Origin of the sequence: Micromonospora lupini str. Lupac 08 (assembly GCF_000297395.2) — a bacterium.
GTDB classification, from domain to species: domain Bacteria; phylum Actinomycetota; class Actinomycetes; order Mycobacteriales; family Micromonosporaceae; genus Micromonospora; species Micromonospora lupini.
In genome coordinates, this window is the sequence record NZ_HF570108.1 from 3,389,478 (window position 1) to 3,407,886 (window position 18,409).

Consider the following 18,409-nt stretch of genomic DNA (forward strand, 5'->3'; position numbering starts at 1 on the left):
TGTCGTACTCCTGAGGGGTTGGGGTTCAGAGGCTGCGGGCGGTGATGTCGCCGCGCGCGGTGGTGGCGTGGATGTCGAGGTCGGCGCTGCCGGTGTTGGTGAGGGCGTTACGGACGCGGCCGTGGCCGGTGCCGGCGTCCAGCGCGGCCGAGACGCCGCCGGCGGCGGCGACCGAGATGTCGCCGGACTGGGTACGCAGCACGACCGTGCCGCGCCGTGCCTCGGCGATGTTGATGTCGCCCCGCGTCGTGCTGATCTCGGCCGGGCCGTTGAGTCGACCGACCTCGACGTCGCCGTCGATCGCGGTGAGACGCACGCTCGCGGCCTCGTCGATCTTGATGTGGCGGTACGCGCCGTCGACGGTGACGTCGCCGAGGCGCCCGACACCGCGCAGTTCGGCGCTGGCGGCCCGGACCTCGACGCGGGAGTCGGCGGGCAGTCGCACGGTGACCTCCACCGAGCCGGAGGGGCCCACGAGCTGGTTGGTGGGTGCCGCCGCCGTGACCCGCAGGACGCCGTCGGCGTACGCGATGGTGGTCTTCTCGGCGGCCCGGGTGTCGCGGCTGCGGCCGGGGTCGGTGGGCCGGACCTCGACTGTGGTGTCCGCGCGGTCGGCGGCGATGAACTGGACGCGCCCGGCGGGGATGTCCAGGACGGCGGAGATGGGGGGCGGGGGTGGGGAAGCTCGGCATGACGTTCTCCTGGTTGCTTGTCGCGGCGTTTCTGATATGAGAAACGCTACGTTGCTTTCCAGCCCTGGGCAACAACGATGTTGCGCTGAAGTAGCAAATAAGCAGCTCAGAGGCCTTTAAGTGTTGCACTGAGCCTGAATGTAACGCAACGCGGCGACTGTGGCTCATTGCAATCGGTTGAGGGTTAACGCTATGGTGGTGGGCGCGGGGCCGCTACGACAACCACCATCGGAGGAGATCGCGATGCCGGGAGGCAGACTCACCCAGCAGGAGCGACAGCAGATCGCGCTGGGGCTGACCGACAGCCTGCCGTACGCCGAGATCGCGCGGCGGCTCGACCGTCCGACCTCGACCGTCACCCGCGAGGTGCTGCGGAACGGCGGCCCGAACGCCTACCGCGCCGACCTGGCCCACCGCGCCACCGAACGCCGCGCCCGCCGACGCGCGCCTGCCACCGGGCGAGCGGCCGAGTCGGTCCCGCAGCCGCACGGCCGTGACGCCGAGGCCGTCGCCGAGTACGAGGAGACGTTCACGACCGTCCTCATGGCCTCGGGCCTGAACAAGATGTCGGCCCGGGTGCTGACCTGCCTGTTCACCACCGACGCGGGCAGCCTCACCGCGGCGGAGCTCGCCCGGCGCCTCCAGGTCAGCCCGGCGTCCATCTCCAAGGCGATCGCCTTCCTGGAGAGTCAGAGCCTCGTGCGCCGCGAGCGCGACGAGCGCCGTCGCGACCGCTACGTCGTCGACAACGAACTCTTCTACCAGGCCACGATCGCCAGCGCCCGCGCCAACGACGCGCTCGTCGCGACGGCCCGCCAGGGCGTCGCGGTCCTCGGTTCGCACACCCCCGCCGCCGCCCGCCTGGAGAACATTGCCCGCTTCATGGACTTCATCAGCGAGAGCATCACCCGCGCCGCCGAACAGGCCCGCGACGTCCTGCACAGCCGACCCGAGGGAGCGTCAGGCGATTCCGCCCGTTGACGCGGGCCGGTCGGGCCGCTGGCGGGCGAACGCGTCGACCCGGCCCCAACGGCCGGGAATGTCCAGCAGCGCGACCCGGGCGAAGGCGGACGGCAACGCGGGATTCACGGCGAGATGGTCCTCGTGCGGGTCGATCCCGAGCATCGTGCGCAGCAGCAGCATCGGTGCCCCGCTGGACCACGCCTGCGGGCTGCCGGCGGTCGGGTACCGCACCGGGTACCGGGTGGTGCTGCGGTCGAACCCGCCGAACGCCTCGGGCAGCCGACCTTGGAAGTAGGTCGCGGCGGAGAGGATCCCCTCGGCGATGCGACCCGCCTCGGTGGCGAACCCGTACCGGCGCAGACCCCAGGCGATGAACGAGTTGTCGAACGGCCAGACGGTGCCGTTGTGGTATCCGAGCGGGTTGTAGCGGCCCTGCCCCTCGGCGAAGGTCCGCACCCCCCAACCCGAGAAGAGCGCCGGACCCATCAGGTGCTCGACGACCCGCGCGGCCCGCTCGGGTGGCACGATGCCGCTCCACAGCAGGTGCCCGATGTTGGAGGAGAGGCTGTCGACCGGGGTCCCGTCGTGGTCGAGCGCGAGGGCGTAGTAGCCGCGGTCGTCGAGCCAGAAATCGCGGTTGAAGCGCTCGTACAGCGCCGCCGCCTCCCGTTCCAGCCGGTCGGCGTAGTCGGGGTCGCCCCAGAAGGTACGCGCCAGCCGCGCCCCGCGGATCTTCGCGTCGTAGGCGTACCCCTGGGTCTCGCACGTGGCCCTGGGGAACCCGGGCAGCCGGCCGTCGGCGTAGGAGATGCTGTCCCAGGAGTCCTTCCAGCACTGGTTGTCCAGGCCGGTGGCGCCGTTGCGTTTCTGGTACCAGACGTAGCCGGTCGACGTCAGGTCGGCGTACGAGTCGATCCAGGTCAGGGCCGAGCGAGCCTCCTGCTCCAACTCCATCACCAGCGCGGTGTCGCCGCTCCACCGCTCGTACTCGTCGAGCAACACCACGAACAGCGGTGACGCGTCGACCGTGCCGTAGTAGGGGGAGTGGGGCTGCTCCTCGAACGCGGCCGACTCCCCGTAGCGCAGCTCGTGCAGGATCCGGCCGGGGTCCTCTTCCAGGACGTCGTCGGTCCGGGCGCCCTGCAACGACGCGAGGATCCGCAGGGTCGGCGGGGCCAACGACGGTGTGACGGGCAGCGTCTGCAGGCAGGTCAGCAGGCTGTCGCGGCCGAACAGGGTCATGAACCAGGGCAACCCGGCCGCGGGTACGGTCGCGCCGCCGAGCGAGAGCGGCGCGAAGCGCAGCGCCGCCAGGTCCACCAGGCTGCGGTGGTACACCTGCTGGAGCGCCGCGCTCTCGGTGTCCAGTGTCGGGGCCTGCGCGACCCACTCCCGCACGCTGTCCGGCAGGGTGGAGTCCTCCGGCCGCTGCGCCCGCAGGGCGTCACGCAGGTCCACGCCGTCCGGGCGCAGTGCCCGCATGGCGGCCTGCAACTGGGTGGTCCACTGCTGCCCGGGTGGCAGGCGCACCGCGAACCGCAGGCCGCCCGGGTCGATGGTCGCCCGCTCGCTCGCCGACACGACGACCTCCCGCCGGTACGTGCCGCGCCGATAGCCCAACCGCAACTCGTTCCCGTCGATCTGGGTGTAGCTGGTGCCAACCTTGTCGTGGATGTCGAACTTGATCTCGAAGATGTCGGCGAAGTCTGCTGCCACCTCCAGGCGTACGTCCAGGTCGACAACCCCCTGGCCGTAGTTGAAGATCGTCAGCGACTCGGTCAGGTCCGGACCGATGCGCCGCCGCCGGATGCCGGACACGTCCGCCTCGACGTAGTCGACCGCCCCGCCCGGCGCCACGAAGAACGTGACCTCGTAGTACTGGCTGTCGTCCACCGACAGGGCGGCCATGCGTTCACCGTTGACGGTGAGCACCCAACGGGACAGGAAGCGGGTGTCGGCGGCGAACAGCCCGACCGGAGTGGCCGGGGAGGACTCCACGTCACCACTGGCGTCCGACACGATGAACGTGTTCCCGTCGATACACGACACGGTGCCCGGGATGTCCCTCACGGCGTGCTGCTCGACGTCGGCTGTTCGGTCTGATCCCCGCTGCCGCTCGCGCGGGGAAACAGCCGCCCGAGCCGCAACGCCAGGCCGAGGTCACCGTCGACCAGGATCTCGCCGCGGGTGATCGCCGCCAGCCCGTTGACCTCACCGCGCGCCATCGCGTCCGCGACCGGCACGGACACCCGGATGACCGTGTCCGCGGGCGCGGCGCTTCTCGTCACCTTCATGTGGCCGTGGTCGATGACCAGGAGCCACTGCTCCAGGTCGTCCCCGTCCCCGATGTCGAAGCGCACACTTCCACACACCTTGCTGAAACGCGGATCCTGGCAGGCAGCGGCCAGCCGATCGAAGAAGGCGCTGGTCGCCGTCATCCCACCCTCCCGGGCGCGCGCTGGTAGAAGCGGATGCCGCCTACCCGGTACGCGCCCCTGTTAACGCCCCGGGCGGGTCTCGTTCTGTCCCGAATCGGTCTCGTGGGGTGGGCGTACCGCATAGCGTCACGGAGGCGGACCCACCGCCGACGCGCCGCGCGTCGGCGGCCACGGCCCCGCGGAAGGGACCGGACATGGATCGAGTCGACACGGTGCTCCTGCCGGAGCTGGACGGGCCGGTGCCGGCGACCCTGCCGAGGGCGTTGGGCCTGTTGAGCCTGGCCCTGGGCGTGGGCGCCCTCGCCGCGCCCCGATCCCTCGCGCGACTGACCGGGGTGGACGACTCCCCGGCGGCGCAGGCGGTCATCCCGGCCGTCGGCGCACGCGAGCTGGTGCACGCCGTCGGCCTGCTCGCCGGCCGCCGCCCCGCCGGCTGGGCGTGGACGCGGGTGGCCGGAGACGCGCTCGACCTCACCCTGCTGGGCCGGGCGATGGCCGACCGTCGGGGTGAACGCCGACGGCGCCTGGCGCTGACGACCGCCGCGATCGCCGGCATCGCCGCCCTGGACACGGCAGTCGCCGCCACCGCCGGCCGCGCCCGACGGGCCCGCGCCCGGGTGATCCGGATGGAGATCGCGGTGACCGTGAACCGGTCGCCCGCGGAGGCGTACCGGTTCTGGCGTGACATGGAGAACCTGCCGAAGTTCATGGCGCACCTGGAGTCGGTACGCGCCGACGACCTGCGTCGCTCCCACTGGGTCGCGCGCGGTCCGGCCGGACGCCACGTCGAGTGGGACGCCGAGATCATCGACGATCAGCCGAACAGGTCGATCACCTGGCGCTCGCTTCCCGGCACGAGGGTGGCCAACGCCGGGCGGGTCCGGTTCGTGCCCGCCCCCGGTGACCGGGGCACCGAGGTGCGGGTGCGCTTGCGCTACGCGCCCCCGGCGGGCGCGCTGGGCCGAGCGGTGGCCAAGCTCTTCGGTGAGGAGCCCGAGCAGCAGGTCCGCGACGACCTGCGCCGGTTCAAGCAGGTGCTGGAGGCCGGCGAGGTGGTCCGCTCCGAGGGCAGCCCGAACGGCATCTCCGTACGCCAGCAGGCCATGCAGCGGCCCGCCCAGCCGCTGCCGGCGTCCCGTCGCTGACCACCCACGCCGTCGAGAGGGATCCCGCAGATGAAGGCCACCGCCTGGATGGGCACCGACAGCGTCAAGGTGATCGACGTGCCCGATCCGACGATCATGAACGCCCGCGACGCGATCGTGAAGATCAGCACCACCGCGATCTGCGGCTCCGACCTGCACCTCTACCACGGCTACATCCCCGCGATGCGCAAGGGAGACATCCTCGGCCACGAGTTCATGGGCGAGGTGGTGGAGGTGGGCCCGCAGGTGCGCAACCTCAAACCCGGCGACCGGGTGGTGGTGCCGTTCCCGATCGCCTGCGGGCACTGCTCCTCCTGCCAGCGCGGCCTGTACTCGGTGTGCGAGAACTCCAACCCCAACGCCGGGATCGCCGAGAAGGTGATGGGCCACTCGCCGGCCGGCATCTTCGGCTACTCCCACCTCCTCGGCGGGTACGCGGGCGGCCAGGCCGAGTACGCCCGTGTGCCGTTCGCCGACGTCGGCCCGCTCAAGGTGCCCGACGACATCCCCGACGACCAGGCGGTCCTGCTCGCCGACGTCTTCCCGACCGGCTACATGGGCGCCGAGATGTGCGACATCAGACCGGGGCAGGTCATCGCCGTCTGGGGCGCCGGACCGGTCGGGCTGCTCGCCGCCGCCAGCGCCCGACTGCTCGGCGCGGAGCGGGTGATCGTCATCGACCGTTTCCCGTACCGGCTGCGGCTCGCCGAGGAGCACGCCGGCGCCGAGACGATCAACTACGACGAGGCCGACGTGCTGGACACCCTCAACGAGATGACCGCAGGCCGGGGACCCGACGCGTGCATCGACGCGGTCGGCCTGGAGGGCCACCACGGCAACGCGGCCCTGTACGCGTACGACCGGGCCAAACAGGCCACGCGGACCGAGACGGAACGGCCGTTTGCGCTGCGCGAGGCGATCCTTGCCTGCCGCTCCGGCGGGGTGGTGTCGGTCATCGGCGCGTACGGGGGCGTCGTCGACAAGTTCCCGATGGGCGCGTTCATGAACCGGTCGCTGGTCATGCGGACCGGCCAGTGTCACGTGCAGCGCTACACCCGGCCACTGCTGGAGCGCATCCAACGCGGCGAGATCGACCCGAGCTTCATCGTCAGCCACCGCCTGCCGCTGCGGGACGCCCCGAAGGGCTACAAGATCTTCCAGAAGAAGCAGGACGACTGCACGAAGGTGCTGCTCACGGTCTGACCGGCCGCGCTCGGAGGCGCTGTGGGGCCGCCGCTATCTCGTGGCCATGAGAGTGGATGCGGCTGCGCCGTACGAGGTCCGGCAGAGGCGCGTGGCGCGACGGCTATCTCTACAGCCGGCTGCGCGACGATCCGCCGCCCGCGACGCCCGCCCGAGGGTGAGTCCGTGCCGGTCTGCCGCCACTGCGGCACGTTCGGCACCGGTCACCGCCTCCCGGCGACCCCGTTTGTGCCCGGCGACCCGGGGAAACCGCCCCGTTCGCCCGGCGGGCCACGGCCGGTCGGGGAGACGAAGGGAGCGGTTCATGGAGTACGAGCAGATGATCGCCACGGTCCGGCAGCGCGCCGACCTCGGGGAGAACGAGGCCGTACGGTCCGTGCAGGCCGTCCTGTCGGTGCTCGGCGAACGGCTCGCCGGACAGGAGGCCGACAACCTCGCGGCCCAACTGCCGGAGCGACTGAACACGTCGGTGACCCGCAATCCGCAGGGCCGCCGGTGGGACATCGGCGACTTCCTGAAGCACGTCGGCGACCGGGAGCAGGTCGCCAACGCGGACCAGGTGCGTCTCCACGCTCAGGCGGTGCTGCGTACCGTCGCTGAGGCCCTCAACGACGACGAGCGGCACGACCTGCTCGCCCAGCTTCCCGGCGGCATCATCGACCTGTTCGGCGTGCCCACACCGCGCGGCTGACCGCAGCCTCGCGTCAGGGGATCGGCCACTCGTGCACCGGGCGGTTGCTGTGCATGAGCGTCACGTAGTGCCGGACCACCTCGCGCAGCGCCTCCGGCCGGTCCAGGTGGTCGGCGGACTCCAACCGGTGCAGCGTCTCCACCTGCCACGTCGCGCCGTTGCGGCTGGTCAGGCAGCGCTGCTCGATGACGCCGAGCAGTCGGTCACGCTCAACCGGGTCGAGGCCCCACCGGTCCAGGCCGTGGTGCGCCATCGGCAGCAGCCGGCGCAGCACCAGTTCGGTGACCGGCAGGTAACCGAGGCCGGGCCAGAAGACCTGCGCGTCGATGCCGTGCCGGGCGCAACTGGTGAAGTTCTCCTCGGCGGCGCTGAACGACATCTGTGACCACAGTGGCCGGTCCGACTCGGCCAGGGCGCGGACCAGTCCGAAGTAGAAGGCGCCGTTGGCGATGGTGTCCAGCACGGTCGGCCCGGCCGGCAGCACCCGGTTCTCCACGCGCAGGTGCGGCCGGCCACGGGACACGTCGTACACCGGGCGGTTCCAGCGGTAGATCGTGCCGTTGTGCAGCCGCAGCTCGGCGAGGTTGGGCACCTCGCCGGCCGCCAGGGTCTGCGCCGGGTCCTGCGGGTCGCACACCGGCAGCAGCGCCGGGAAGTAGCGGACGTTCTCCTCGAACAGGTCGAACACGCTGGTGATCCACCGTTCGCCGAACCAGACTCTGGGGCGTACACCCTGGGCTTTGATCTCTTCCGAACGGGTGTCGGTGGCCTGCTGGAACAGCGGGATGCGCGTCTCGCGCCACAGCTCCCGGCCGAAGAACAGCGGCGCGTTCGCGCCCAACGCCACCTGGATGCCGGCGACCGCCTGGGCCGCGTTCCAGTAGTCGGCGAACTGCGCCGGGCTGACCTGCAGATGGAACTGGGTGCTCGTGCAGGCCGCCTCCGGCGTGATCGTGTCGGCGGTGACCGCCAGACGCTCCACGCCGCTGATGGCGATCGGCAGGTCCTCGCCCCGCGCGGCGAAGATCTGCTCGTTGAGCAGCTTGTAGCGCGGGTTCGCCGAGAGCGTCTCGGCGGTCAGGTGTTCGGGGCGCAGCGTCGGCAGGATGCCGATCATGACCATGTGCGCGCCGATCGTCCGCGCCTTCTCCTCGGCGGCGTTGAGACTGGCCCGCACGTACTCCTCGAAGTCGGCGGTGCCCGTGCCCGTCAACCGGCGCGGCGGCACGTTGATCTCGACGTTGAACTGGCCCAGCTCGGTCTGGAAGCTCGGGTCCTCGATGGCCGCCAGCACATCGGAGTTGCGCATCGCCGGGTTCGACGCCTCGTCGACGAGGTTCAGCTCGATCTCCAGACCGGTCATCGGCCGGTCGATGTCGAACCGCGACTCGCGCAACATCTCGGCGAAGACGTCCAGGCAGCTGCGCACCTTCTCGCGGTAACGGGCCCGGTCCTCCCGACTGAACGTCCGTACGCCGACATCTTCGCCCATGGTCACCACCCTGTCACCGCTGGTATCCCCCCAAACCTCGCACGTGGCCGGCGGGAGGGGGAAGACCCGAGGGTCCTTTCCTACCCAGTCGCGAGCCTCGTGACCCCTGTCGCACGCTGCGTGGTCGACGAGGGCGCGAAAGGCCGGCACCGTTAGCATTGCCGCCCGAGAGGTGGTGGCGTCCGGATGCGCGAGAACGTGACCCGGCTGTTCGTCGCGGCGGCGATCGCCGAGGCGTGCTCCTGGCTGGCCCTGCTGGTCGGGATGGCGGTCAAGTACGGCCCGCCCGGCAACGAGCTGGGCGTGCAGGTCTTCGGCCCGATCCACGGCGGCCTGTTCATCGCGTACGGGCTGCTGGTGCTCGCGGTGGCACGGCTGCGCCGGTGGAGCCTGCCGGTGACCCTGGTGGCGCTGGCCTGCGCCGTGCCGCCGTTCGCCACCCTGATCTTCGAGCGCTGGGCCCGCCGCCGGGGGATCCTCGGCGTCGCCAGCCAACCCACCGCCGAGCCCGCGCCCGTCGGCTGAGCGCTCAGTCGGTCAGAAAATCGTTCAGTACGGTCGCCAGGGCCTCCGGCGCCTCCTCGGCCATGTGGTGACCCGAGTCGACCGACGTCGCCCGCACGTCGTCGGCCCACTCCCGCCAGATCGCCGCCGGGTCGCCGTGCAGCTCCACCATGTCGTCGCGCTCGGCCCAGACGAACAGCACCGGGCAGGAGATCTTCCGCCCGGCCGCCCGGTCGGCGTCGTCGGCGGCGCGGTCCGGCCCCAGGCCCGCCCGGTAGTCCTCACACATGGCGTGCACCGTCGCCGGGTCGTGGATGGCCCGGTGGTAGTCCGCGTACGCCTCCTCGCCCATCTCGGCGGGGGAGCCGCCGTACCAGGCGTCCGGGTCGGCGTTGATCAGCCGTTCCGCCGGCTTGTCGGTCTGGCCCAGGAAGAACCAGTGCCACCAGCGGGTGGCGAACCGGGCGTCACAGGTGGCCAGCGCCGCGCCGATCGGCACCCCGTCGAGCACACCGAGTCGACTGACCCGCTCCGGGTGGTCCAGGGCGGTGCGCATCGCCGCGTACGACCCGCGGTCGTGGCCGACCACGGCGGCGCGCTCGTGGCCCAGCGCGTCGAGCAGCGCGACCACGTCGCGGGCCATCGCCCGCTTGGCGTACGCCGAGTGGTCGGGCGTCTCCGCCGGCTTCGTCGAACCGCCGTACCCCCGCAGGTCCGGGCAGATCACCGTGTGCCGCTCGGCGAGCAGCGGCGCCACCCGGTGCCAGGTCGCATGGGTACGGGGATGACCGTGCAGCAGCACCACGGGCGAGCCCGAACCGCCGTGGCGCACCCGCAGGCGTACCGGGCCGACATCGATCTCGTCGAGGGTGAATCCGGGAAACATGGGCGTGCCGGTGCCCCACCGGAGCGGGCCCGAAACGCCTGGCGGCCGCTCAGGTCAGCGCGGAGCAGGCCACCACGCCGGCGAGCAGCAGCGCGCCCAGCACCGCCTGCAACAGCAGCGGCGGGCCGAGGTGCGACCAGAGCGTCGCGGTACGCGGGGTGAGCAACTGCCCGGTCGTGAGGTTGACGATCTTCTCGATACGGGGTGGCAACTCCGGGTCGCCCTGGGGGCGCAGGGTGAGCTGCACCTGATCGGCCGGGTGCAGGGCGCTCTGCGGCAGGTGCCCGTGCATCTCCACCTCGCAGAGCTGACCGGCGGTGTTGCGCAGCCGGACCGGGGTCACCAGGTACTCCGGGCCCTGCTTCAGCTCCTTCCAGCGCCGCCGCGTGCCACCGGCGCCGAACGAGAAGAGCGCGCGCAGCAGCAGGGCCGGCAGCCGGGCGAACGCCGCCGCGGCGAGCACCGCGACCAGCACCGGTTGGCCCACGCGTATCTCCCGGGTGTAGCCGTCGAGCAGGCGGACCAGCCGCCCGGTGACGATCCGCTCCGTCGGGTGCACGATCCGTCGGGTTTCGAGTCCGCTGTCCATCCCCACCACCGAGAGTCCGCTTGTGTTCACTGATCGTATCGATGTCCCCGGTTGAACGACGTGAATGAAACCTGGTCACGGGCTCACGGCCACGAGGTGACATCCCGGGCGAGCAGGGTAAGCGGGGGGCCGAGCTGGAAAGGGGTCGAGCATGCAGCTGTCCTTCCTGCGCCCGCTCTACGACCGACCCGGGCCGTGGTGCTCGGTGTACCTGGACGCCTCCGCGGACACGGAGGACGCCCACCCGGCGCTGGACCTGCGCTGGCGTGCCCTGGAACGTCGCCTGGCCGACCAGGGGGCGGACGAGGCGAGCATCGCCGCGCTGGACCGGGTGATCCGGGGTCACGACCCGATGGTCGGGGACTACGGCCTGGCCGTCTTCGCCAGCCACGGGCGGGTGGTGCTCTCCGAGTACCTGTCCGCCCCGCCGGTGCGCGACCTGGCCAGTTTCGACCCGTTGCCGCACGTGATGCCACTGCTCGCCCAGCGCGGCGAGCAGGTGGCCTGGGTCCGGGTGGTGGCCGACCGGACCGGCGGCGACGCGATGGCGGTCAGCGCGGGCGGGGTGCCCCGGCGTGCGCACGTCGCCGGCCGGGAGAGCTTCCCGCTGCGCCGCGTGCAGCCCGGCGGCTGGTCCCAGTCCCGCTACCAGCGGGCGGCCATGGAGGCGTGGCACCAGAACGCCGGCGACGTGACCGCCGCGACCGTCCAGCTGGCCGACCGGGTCGGTGCCGACGTGGTGGTGGTGGCCGGTGACGTCCGCGCCACCGGGATGATCGCCGCCCAGATGCCGGAGCGCTGGCAGGACCTGGTGGTGCGGACCGACGCCGGGTCCCGGGCCGGCGGTGCCGACCAGACCATGCTGGACGACCTCACCGTACAGACCATCGCGGAGGTCGCCGACCAGCGGATCACCGCCGCGCTGGACCGGTTCGGCGTGCAGGAGGACGTCGGCGCCGGCCTCGACGCGGTCGTCTCGGCCCTGCAACGCAACCAGGTCGACACCATGCTCATCGTCGACGACCCGTCGGCCAACGGGGAGCTGTGGATCGGCCCGGAGCCGACCGAGATCGCCGTCGACCCCGCCCAGTTGAGCGCGATGTCGGTGGACGACCCGCTCCGGGTACGCGCCGACGCGGCGCTGGTCCGGGCGCTGGTCGGCACCGACGCGGCGTTGACAGTGCTCGGCGCGGACGAGGCGCCCGAACTCACCGACGGTGTCGGCGCGGTGCTGCGCTACGTCGACGAGGGCACCCCGGGGCGCGGCAATGGCTGAGCGCCGTGTCGCGGACCTGGTGGTGGAGCGGCTGCGGGCGTGGCGGGTGCCGCGCGCCTTCGGCTACCCCGGTACGGCGATCGCCCCGCTGATCGAGGCGCTGGACCGCTCCGGGGGCGACCCGGCGTTCGTACCGGCCCGGCACGAGGAGACCGCCTCGTTCATGGCCACCGGGCACGCCAAGTTCACCGGCGGCATCGGGGTCTGCCTGGCCACCCAGGGACCCAGCGCGGTGCAACTGCTCAACGGCCTGTACGACGCGAAGCTGGACAGCAAACCGGTGGTGGCGATCGTCGGCGAGGACGTCACCGGCCCGCTGGGCGGCGCGCACCAGCAGATCGGGTTGAGCCGGCTCTTCGGCGACGTGTGCAACCAGTTCGTCCAGTACGGCCGCAGCCCGGAGAGCGTACCGGCGCTGCTGGACCAGGCGTTCCGTACCGCGGCGGCGACCCGCAGTCCGACCTGTGTGGTGCTGCCGCGGCACCTGCAGGAGGCCCTGGTGCCCGACCTGGGCACGTACGCGGCCGGCGTCATCACGGCGACCCCTGGCGAGCCGCTGGCCCGGGTGCTGCCGCACGAGGTGGACCTCGACGCCGCCGCGCAGGTGCTCGGCAACGGCCGGCGCACGGCGATCCTGGTGGGTCAGGGGGGCCGGGGAGCGGCCGCCGAGATCATCGAGCTGGCCGACCGGCTCGGCGCGGGGGTGGCCACCTCGCTGCTGGGCAAGCCGGTCCTCGACGAGCGACTGTCCTTCCACGCCGGGGTGCTCGGCGAGGTCGGCACGCCGGCCGCCGCCGAGCTGATGGGTGGCTGCGACACGCTGCTGCTGGTCGGCACCAACGACCCGTGGACCGACTACTTCCCGATGCCCGACCAGGCCCGCACGGTGCAGATCGACATCGACGGCACCCGCATCGGCAGCCGGTACCCGGCCGACGTGCCACTGGTCGGGGACGCCGCCGAGACGCTGCGCGCGCTGCTGGCCCGGGTGCCCTCCCGAGCTCATCAGCAGTGGCGTGCCACGGTGGAGAGCGCCGTCGACAGGTGGCGGGCGACGGCCGCCGACCGGGCCGCCGCGCCCGCCGAACCGATCAACCCGCAGCTCGTGCTCCAGGAACTCTCCGCCCGGGTCCCGCAGACCGGCTCGGTCGCGGTCGACGTCGGCTCGGTCCTCTACTGGTACGCCCGGCACCTCGTGCTGCCGCCCGGGGTGAACGCGCAGCTGTGCGGCACCCTCGGCTCGATGGGCTGCGCCCTGCCGTACGCGGTGGCCGCCAAGCTCGCCGCGCCCGACCGGCCGGTGATCGCGCTGCTCGGCGACGGGGCCATGCAGCTCAACGGCCTCGCCGAGCTGATCACGGTGTCGCACCACTGGCAGCGGTGGGCCGACCCACGGTTGGTGGTGCTCGTGCTCAACAACCGCGACCAGAACGGCATGGGCGGTGGCCGGGAGCCGTCGTCCGATCCCACCCACCGTCGCCCGGACGTGCCGTACGCCGGCTGGGCCCGCCTGCTCGGGCTGCACGGTGTCCGGGTGGACCGCCCGGAACTGGTCGGCGCCGCCTGGGACGAGGCGCTCGCCGCGGACCGCCCGTGCGTCCTGGAGGCGGTAGTCGACCCGGCGGTGTCGTTGGCGCCGCCGGAGCCGGCCTTCGCCGACCTGCGCGGTCTGTACGCCGAGGGGGAGCCCGCCCGGCGGGTCCGCGAGCAGGTGGAGCAGGCCGTGGCCGTCGAGGATCTCGTTTAGGCGTATCCGACCGGGGCATCAGTAGCGGCCCGACGACGCTGGAGGTCACATGCCGGAGCCCGCCGACCGACGCTGGGGTCCCGCGTCGCTGCCGCAGCCGCGCGGTCCGCTGTCCGCCGCGGTGACCGATGCGCTGCGTCTGCCGCCGCACGACCTGCCGCCCGACCTGGGCGTCGACCTCGACCCGGCCGACGCGTTCGTCGACGAGGACCTGCAACTGACCCTGTTCCTCTGCTACGAGCTGCACTACCGGGGCTGGCGCGGGGTGGACGAGGGCTGGGAGTGGCAGCCCACGCTGCTGGCTCTGCGGGCCCGCGCCGAGCGGCCCTTCGAGGCGGCACTGCGCCGGCTGGCCGGCGCGCCGACGGTGCCGGCCGGCGGGGTCGCCGCCGGGCTGGGCGAGCTGGTCGCGGCCGACGACGGGCCGCCGCTGGCCGCCACGCTCCAGCGGCGCGCCGACCTCACCCAGTTCCGCGAGTTCGTCGCCCACCGCTCCGTCTACCACCTGCGCGAGGCGGACCCGCACAGTTGGGCGCTGCCCCGCCTCGGCGGTCCCGCCAAGGCCGCCCTCGTCGAGATCCAGACCGACGAGTACGGCAACGGCCGGCTGGACCGGATGCACGCCGAGCTGTTCCGGCGCACCCTCGACCGGTTGGGCATGGACACCGGCTACGCCGCCCACCTGGACCTGGTGCCCGCGGTGACGCTGGCGACCAACAACCTGATGTCGCTGTTCGGGCTGCACCGACGGCTGCGCGGCGCGCTGCTCGGGCACCTGGCGGCCTTCGAGATGACCTCGTCCCTGCCGAACCGCCGATACGGCAACGGCCTGCGCCGGCTCGGCCTCGACGAGGTGGCCACCCGCTTCTACGACGAGCACGTGGAGGCCGACGCGGTGCACGAGCAGATCGCCGCGCACGACCTGTGCGGCGGCCTGGTCCGTGCCGAACCGGCGCTCGCCCCCGACGTGCTGTTCGGCGCGGCGGCGGCGCTGGCGGTGGACCGGCTGTTCGCAGCGCACCTGCTGGACAGTTGGGCGGCCGGCCGCAGTTCGCTGCGGTCACCCGTGCCGCCGCCCGTGCCGCCGGGCGTTGCGCCGATCGTGCCGCCGACCGTCTCGCTCGCCGTGGCGGCGTCCGCCGCCGTGACGCCGTCGGCTGCCCGGCCCGTCGCCGTCTGACGGCCTCGACGGGCTTGCCGCAGCGGAGGCCGGAGAGGCACCCTGCCCGGCCCTTGTGTGCGTCCTTTGCTCTGCTTCAACCCACGCAACGGTTGCGGCCGCCCAGTGTTGCGTCCGTTGAAGCAGAGCAAAGGACGCGGCGCACCTGCCGGGGCCTCTCGTCCTCGCTCTGTGGTCACGGGCGCAACGCCGTCACGAGGCGCGCAACGCCGTCACGAGGCGCGCAACGCCGTCACGAGGCGCGCTCTGTCGTCACGAGGCGCGCTCTGTCGTCAGGAGGCGCGCTCTGTCGTCAGGAGGCGCGGGGCCCTCGCATCACGTCTCGCGACTGGTGCCCGCGCGGAAGTTGACCACCTTGTGCGTGCCGTCGCAGAACGGCTTGAGCGCCGACTTGCCACACCGGCACAGCGCGACAGTGCCCCGGCGCGCGTCGATCCGCTCGCCGTCCGGCGTGACCAGGGTGAAGTCGCCCCGGACCAGCAGCGGACCGTCCTCGTACGGGGTGATCGTGGCGGCGGACTCGCCGGTGTCCTCGGTGCGCATGGGCCCGGAAGTGCCCGCCCCGGCCGCGACGAAACCCGTGCGGACGTCGTGGGTTCCTGCGGTCCGATCGTCCCCGCCGGCCCGCTCCCGCCGCCCGGAGCCGATCGTCGCCGAACGCCGCTGACCTGTGGATTGTTGCCGCCGGGTGGGTGATGCCCCGTTTGAACCCCATCGGGACGGGAAGCCGGGCCGCGTGGTGAGCGAACGAGGCAAGGTGGGCCCGGTGCACAAGGTGCACAAGGGGCTGACGGCCGACGGCGCCGGTCTGGCCGGCGACCGGGTCGTGGCCCAGGGCAGCGCCGCCCGGGTGCTGGTCGCCGCCACCGCCCGGGCGCTGCGCGGTGAGGACTGCGCCGACCTGGGGCACACCGGACCCGCCTCGCGGTTCCCGGGAGCCCCCGAGCCGGTGCGCCGCGCCGCGGTGAGCCGGGCCGCCGGACGGGTCGCCCTCACCGTGGACCAGGTCGGCGAGGTGGACGCGGCCCGGGTCGCCCGCTGGTTCGTCGACCAGTACCCGCGCCGCAGCTACCCCGGAGTGCTCATCGGCTCCCCGCACGGCGCGGCGGCCCATCTCGCGGTGGCTCTCGGCGTGCCGTGGCTGCCCGCCGGCTTCGAGATGACCGCGCACTGGAGCGACGGCGCGGTGGACCGCCCGGAGGCGGCGCTGGAGCACGGCGGCGCGCTCGCCGAACGCCTGCTCGCCGCCAATCCCGACGTGCACCTGCGTCAGGTGCACTGCCCGGCCAGTCGGGGGCCGCTGACCGGGGTCACCGTGTCGCTGGCCGCCCGCTGGCGGGCGCTGCCGGCCGCGTACGCGCAGTTCCTGACCGACCGGCTGAACGCGGGCGCCCCGGTGCTGCTGGTGCGTGACGCCCGCACGTGGCCCGTGTCGGAGCGCGGCCCCGGGCACAGCTTCCAGGTCGGCTGCCCGGCCAGCGGGCTGGACCCGGTGGACTTTCACCCCGACAGCCACGCCCTGCGGCAGGTCCTGCGCGCCGTGGGCGGGAACGCCGCCCAGTGGGCGCCGCCGGAGGTGTCGGCGCCGTCGGGCGACGCCGAGCACGGCATGGAGTCCGGTTTCGAGCTGGCGGCGCGGGACTACGCGGCCCGGCACGGACATCCGCTGCACCAGGTGCTGGTGCCCCGGCCGGCGTCGCTGAGCGCGGGCGTGGCCGACCTGTACCGGCGGTGGCTGCGGGCCGCCGGCAAGACCGGTGACCGGTTGGTGGTCGAGTGCGGCCGGCTGCTCGATCCGTGGCAGGTGGTACGGGCGGGGCTGGTGCCGTACTGGTGTGAGAACGCCACCCGCCGCAGCGTCGACGAGGCCGAGTGGTGGCTGGCCGGCAGTGAGGCGTTCAGCTCGGTGGACGTCCTGCCCGAGCCTCCCGGGATGCGCTCACCCGCCCTGGCCGGGCTGCCGCAGTGGCTGGCCGTCGCGGGCTTCGGCCGACGGCGGCGGGCGCTGGACCGGACCTCGGCCCGGGGCTACCCGGTGACGTCCGTGCCGACGCGCCGGGCCACCGAGGTTCTGCGCGCCCAGCCGTACGACCTGCCCGCTCCGCCCCCGCTGGGGGCCGCTGAGGCCCTGTCGGTGCTCCGCGACAGCGGCGGCCACCAGGGGTTGCTCGTCTCCTGAGGGGAGCACGCCGAAACTTCCTCGCGAACCCGGGGTCCCGTGATTGAGTACCTACGGAGCGGGAACATCGCTGACTGCGACAGCCTGATTGCGCTGCGTAGAGGCGTTGTCGCCCGCTGGCATCCCAGTCACTGACCCACTTTCCGGCCCGGTGCGTGGCCCGACCACGCGCACGACCGGTTTCCCGATCCGGGCGGGGGACCTTCCTGAGGGAGGCGCGGATGTTCGGACAGACGAGCACGACCACGACCACACCACCACCCACCGAGCGTGGTCTGGAGGACCTGGACTCGGCGGCGCTGGCGTACGCGGCCCGGATCGCGGGGCTGCCGCCGGAGCGACGGGGGGAGGCCCGGGACGACCTGGTGCGCTTCGCGCTGCCGTTCGCCGGGCGACTGGCCCGCCGCTACCGGGGCCGTGGAGAGCCGCTGGAGGACCTGGAGCAGGTGGCCCGCCTCGGGCTGGTCAACGCCGTCGACAGGTACGACCCGGAACGGGGTTCGTTCACCGCGTACGCGGCGATCACCATCGTCGGCGAGATCAAGCGGCACTTCCGGGACCGCACCTGGGGCGTGCACGTGCCCCGGCGGCTGCGCGACCTGATCCTCGAGGTGGGGCAGGCCACCGCCGCGCTGACCAGCGAGCTGTCCCGGGCGCCGTCGGTGGCCGAGCTGTCGGCACGCCTGGAGACGCCGCAGGAGGAGATCCTCGCGGCGCTGGAGTCGGCGGCCGGCTACAGCCCGGCGTCCCTGAACGCGCCGGTCGGCGGGGAGAGCTCCGCGGAGTTCGGTGACCTCGTCGGCGAGTCGGACAACGCGTTGGAATCGGTCGACGACCGGGTGACGGTGAGCGGCCTGCTGCACCGGCTGCCCTGGCGCGAACGCCGCATCCTTGCCATGCGCTTCTACGGCAACCAGACCCAGGCGGAGATCGCCGCCCGGTTCGGCATCTCGCAGATGCACGTCTCCCGGCTGCTGTCGCGGGCGCTGACCTGGCTGCGGCAGGCCATGCTCGCCGACGCGCCGCCGCCGTGGCAGAACGGGGCCGCCGAACCGGACCCGGGCAAGACCCGCATCTCGATACGGCAGAACGGCGACGGGGTCGTCGTCGAGGTCGGCGGTGAGGTGGACCGGGACGGCGCGGACCAACTGCGCCGCGCGATGCTGGAGGCCGTCAACGGCCAGCCGAGCGAGGTCGTCGTCGACCTGGTCGGGGCGGGCGGCTTCGACGCCGGCGGAATCGCCGCGCTGATGGCGGGGCGGGACGCGGCGGAGCGTACCGGCGTGCCACTGCGGCTGACCCGGGTGCAGCCCGCGGTGCGCCGCTCGCTCACCGCCGCCGGCCTGGCCCCTGCCCGGGACTGACCGCACACGGACGAACGAAGGGCCGACACCCCGCGGGGTGTCGGCCCTTGCGCGCGTACC

The 18,409-nt window shown here is 72.9% G+C and carries 17 protein-coding genes; 10 read left to right on the top strand and 7 right to left on the bottom strand.

All coding sequences use genetic code 11. From position 1 onward, the window contains the following. Nucleotides 1–25 precede the first annotated feature (25 nt). Nucleotides 26–802 (bottom strand): DUF4097 family beta strand repeat-containing protein, encoded by a 777-nt coding sequence (locus MILUP08_RS16605; RefSeq protein WP_337588142.1) that lies wholly within the window; start codon nt 800–802, stop codon nt 26–28. A 133-nt stretch (nt 803–935) separates the two neighbouring features. On the opposite strand from MILUP08_RS16605, the gene MILUP08_RS16610 reads away from it, so the two are divergent. After that, complete coding sequence (locus tag MILUP08_RS16610; protein ID WP_039906136.1) at nt 936–1,673, top strand: helix-turn-helix domain-containing protein; 738 nt, start codon at nt 936–938, stop codon at nt 1,671–1,673. Here MILUP08_RS16610 and MILUP08_RS16615 read toward each other — a convergent pair. Further along, complete coding sequence (locus MILUP08_RS16615; RefSeq protein WP_039908183.1) at nt 1,653–3,716, bottom strand: amylo-alpha-1,6-glucosidase; 2,064 nt, start codon at nt 3,714–3,716, stop codon at nt 1,653–1,655. The two genes, MILUP08_RS16610 and MILUP08_RS16615, sit on opposite strands and share 21 nt — an antisense overlap. A gap of 5 nt (nt 3,717–3,721) precedes the next feature. Further along, on the bottom strand, nt 3,722–4,093 hold the full coding sequence (locus MILUP08_RS16620) for an SCP2 sterol-binding domain-containing protein (protein ID WP_007459673.1): 372 nt from the start codon (nt 4,091–4,093) through the stop codon (nt 3,722–3,724). Between the two features lie 194 nt (nt 4,094–4,287). Between MILUP08_RS16620 and MILUP08_RS16625 the strand changes: the two genes are divergently transcribed. From MILUP08_RS16625 to MILUP08_RS35955, 3 genes are all read left to right on the top strand, one after another. Then, entirely contained in the window at nt 4,288–5,238 is a 951-nt protein-coding gene (locus tag MILUP08_RS16625; protein ID WP_007459675.1) for an SRPBCC family protein, read from the top strand. Nucleotides 5,239–5,268: 30 nt separating this feature from the next. Further along, on the top strand, nt 5,269–6,441 hold the full coding sequence (locus MILUP08_RS16630; protein WP_007459677.1) for a zinc-dependent alcohol dehydrogenase: 1,173 nt from the start codon (nt 5,269–5,271) through the stop codon (nt 6,439–6,441). Nucleotides 6,442–6,745: 304 nt separating this feature from the next. Further along, nucleotides 6,746–7,132 carry a DUF2267 domain-containing protein gene (locus tag MILUP08_RS35955; protein ID WP_007459679.1) on the top strand — a complete coding sequence of 129 codons (387 nt, stop codon included), beginning with the start codon at nt 6,746–6,748 and terminating at the stop codon, nt 7,130–7,132. Nucleotides 7,133–7,145: 13 nt separating this feature from the next. Here MILUP08_RS35955 and MILUP08_RS16640 read toward each other — a convergent pair whose 3' ends face one another. Continuing rightward, nucleotides 7,146–8,624, bottom strand: coding sequence for a glutamate-cysteine ligase family protein (locus tag MILUP08_RS16640; protein WP_007459681.1), 1,479 nt, complete (start codon nt 8,622–8,624; stop codon nt 7,146–7,148). A 186-nt stretch (nt 8,625–8,810) separates the two neighbouring features. Here MILUP08_RS16640 and MILUP08_RS16645 point away from each other — a divergent pair, with 186 nt between their 5' ends. Next, nucleotides 8,811–9,149, top strand: a complete 339-nt coding sequence (locus tag MILUP08_RS16645) for a DUF3817 domain-containing protein (protein WP_007459683.1) — start codon at nt 8,811–8,813, stop codon at nt 9,147–9,149. A 4-nt stretch (nt 9,150–9,153) separates the two neighbouring features. Here MILUP08_RS16645 and MILUP08_RS16650 read toward each other — a convergent pair whose 3' ends face one another. After that, nucleotides 9,154–10,014 carry an alpha/beta fold hydrolase gene (locus MILUP08_RS16650; RefSeq protein WP_007459684.1) on the bottom strand — a complete coding sequence of 287 codons (861 nt, stop codon included), beginning with the start codon at nt 10,012–10,014 and terminating at the stop codon, nt 9,154–9,156. A gap of 49 nt (nt 10,015–10,063) precedes the next feature. After that, the gene (locus MILUP08_RS16655) at nt 10,064–10,612 is read right to left on the bottom strand and encodes a hypothetical protein (protein ID WP_193376628.1); all 549 of its coding nucleotides are present in this window, start codon (nt 10,610–10,612) and stop codon (nt 10,064–10,066) included. Between the two features lie 142 nt (nt 10,613–10,754). On the opposite strand from MILUP08_RS16655, the gene MILUP08_RS16660 reads away from it, so the two are divergent. Genes MILUP08_RS16660 through MILUP08_RS16670 form a run of 3 tightly spaced genes read left to right on the top strand, consistent with a single transcriptional unit; the run spans nt 10,755 to nt 14,806 of the window. Further along, nucleotides 10,755–11,879, top strand: a complete 1,125-nt coding sequence (locus MILUP08_RS16660; protein ID WP_007459689.1) for a baeRF2 domain-containing protein — start codon at nt 10,755–10,757, stop codon at nt 11,877–11,879. Then, a complete protein-coding gene (locus MILUP08_RS16665) occupies nt 11,872–13,626 on the top strand; it encodes a thiamine pyrophosphate-requiring protein (RefSeq protein WP_007459691.1) in 1,755 nt (584 codons plus the stop codon). The genes MILUP08_RS16660 and MILUP08_RS16665 overlap by 8 nt, the downstream gene beginning before the upstream one ends. Before the next feature lie 49 nt (nt 13,627–13,675). After that, on the top strand, nt 13,676–14,806 hold the full coding sequence (locus MILUP08_RS16670) for an iron-containing redox enzyme family protein (RefSeq protein WP_007459693.1): 1,131 nt from the start codon (nt 13,676–13,678) through the stop codon (nt 14,804–14,806). Nucleotides 14,807–15,121: 315 nt separating this feature from the next. On the opposite strand, the gene MILUP08_RS16675 is transcribed toward MILUP08_RS16670, so the two are convergent. After that, complete coding sequence (locus MILUP08_RS16675; protein ID WP_007459695.1) at nt 15,122–15,349, bottom strand: CDGSH iron-sulfur domain-containing protein; 228 nt, start codon at nt 15,347–15,349, stop codon at nt 15,122–15,124. Between the two features lie 223 nt (nt 15,350–15,572). Between MILUP08_RS16675 and MILUP08_RS16680 the strand changes: the two genes are divergently transcribed. After that, entirely contained in the window at nt 15,573–16,985 is a 1,413-nt protein-coding gene (locus MILUP08_RS16680; RefSeq protein ID WP_007459697.1) for a hypothetical protein, read from the top strand. 221 nt (nt 16,986–17,206) lie between these two features. After that, nucleotides 17,207–18,349, top strand: coding sequence for a SigB/SigF/SigG family RNA polymerase sigma factor (locus tag MILUP08_RS16685; RefSeq protein WP_007459699.1), 1,143 nt, complete (start codon nt 17,207–17,209; stop codon nt 18,347–18,349). Nucleotides 18,350–18,409 lie beyond the last annotated feature (60 nt).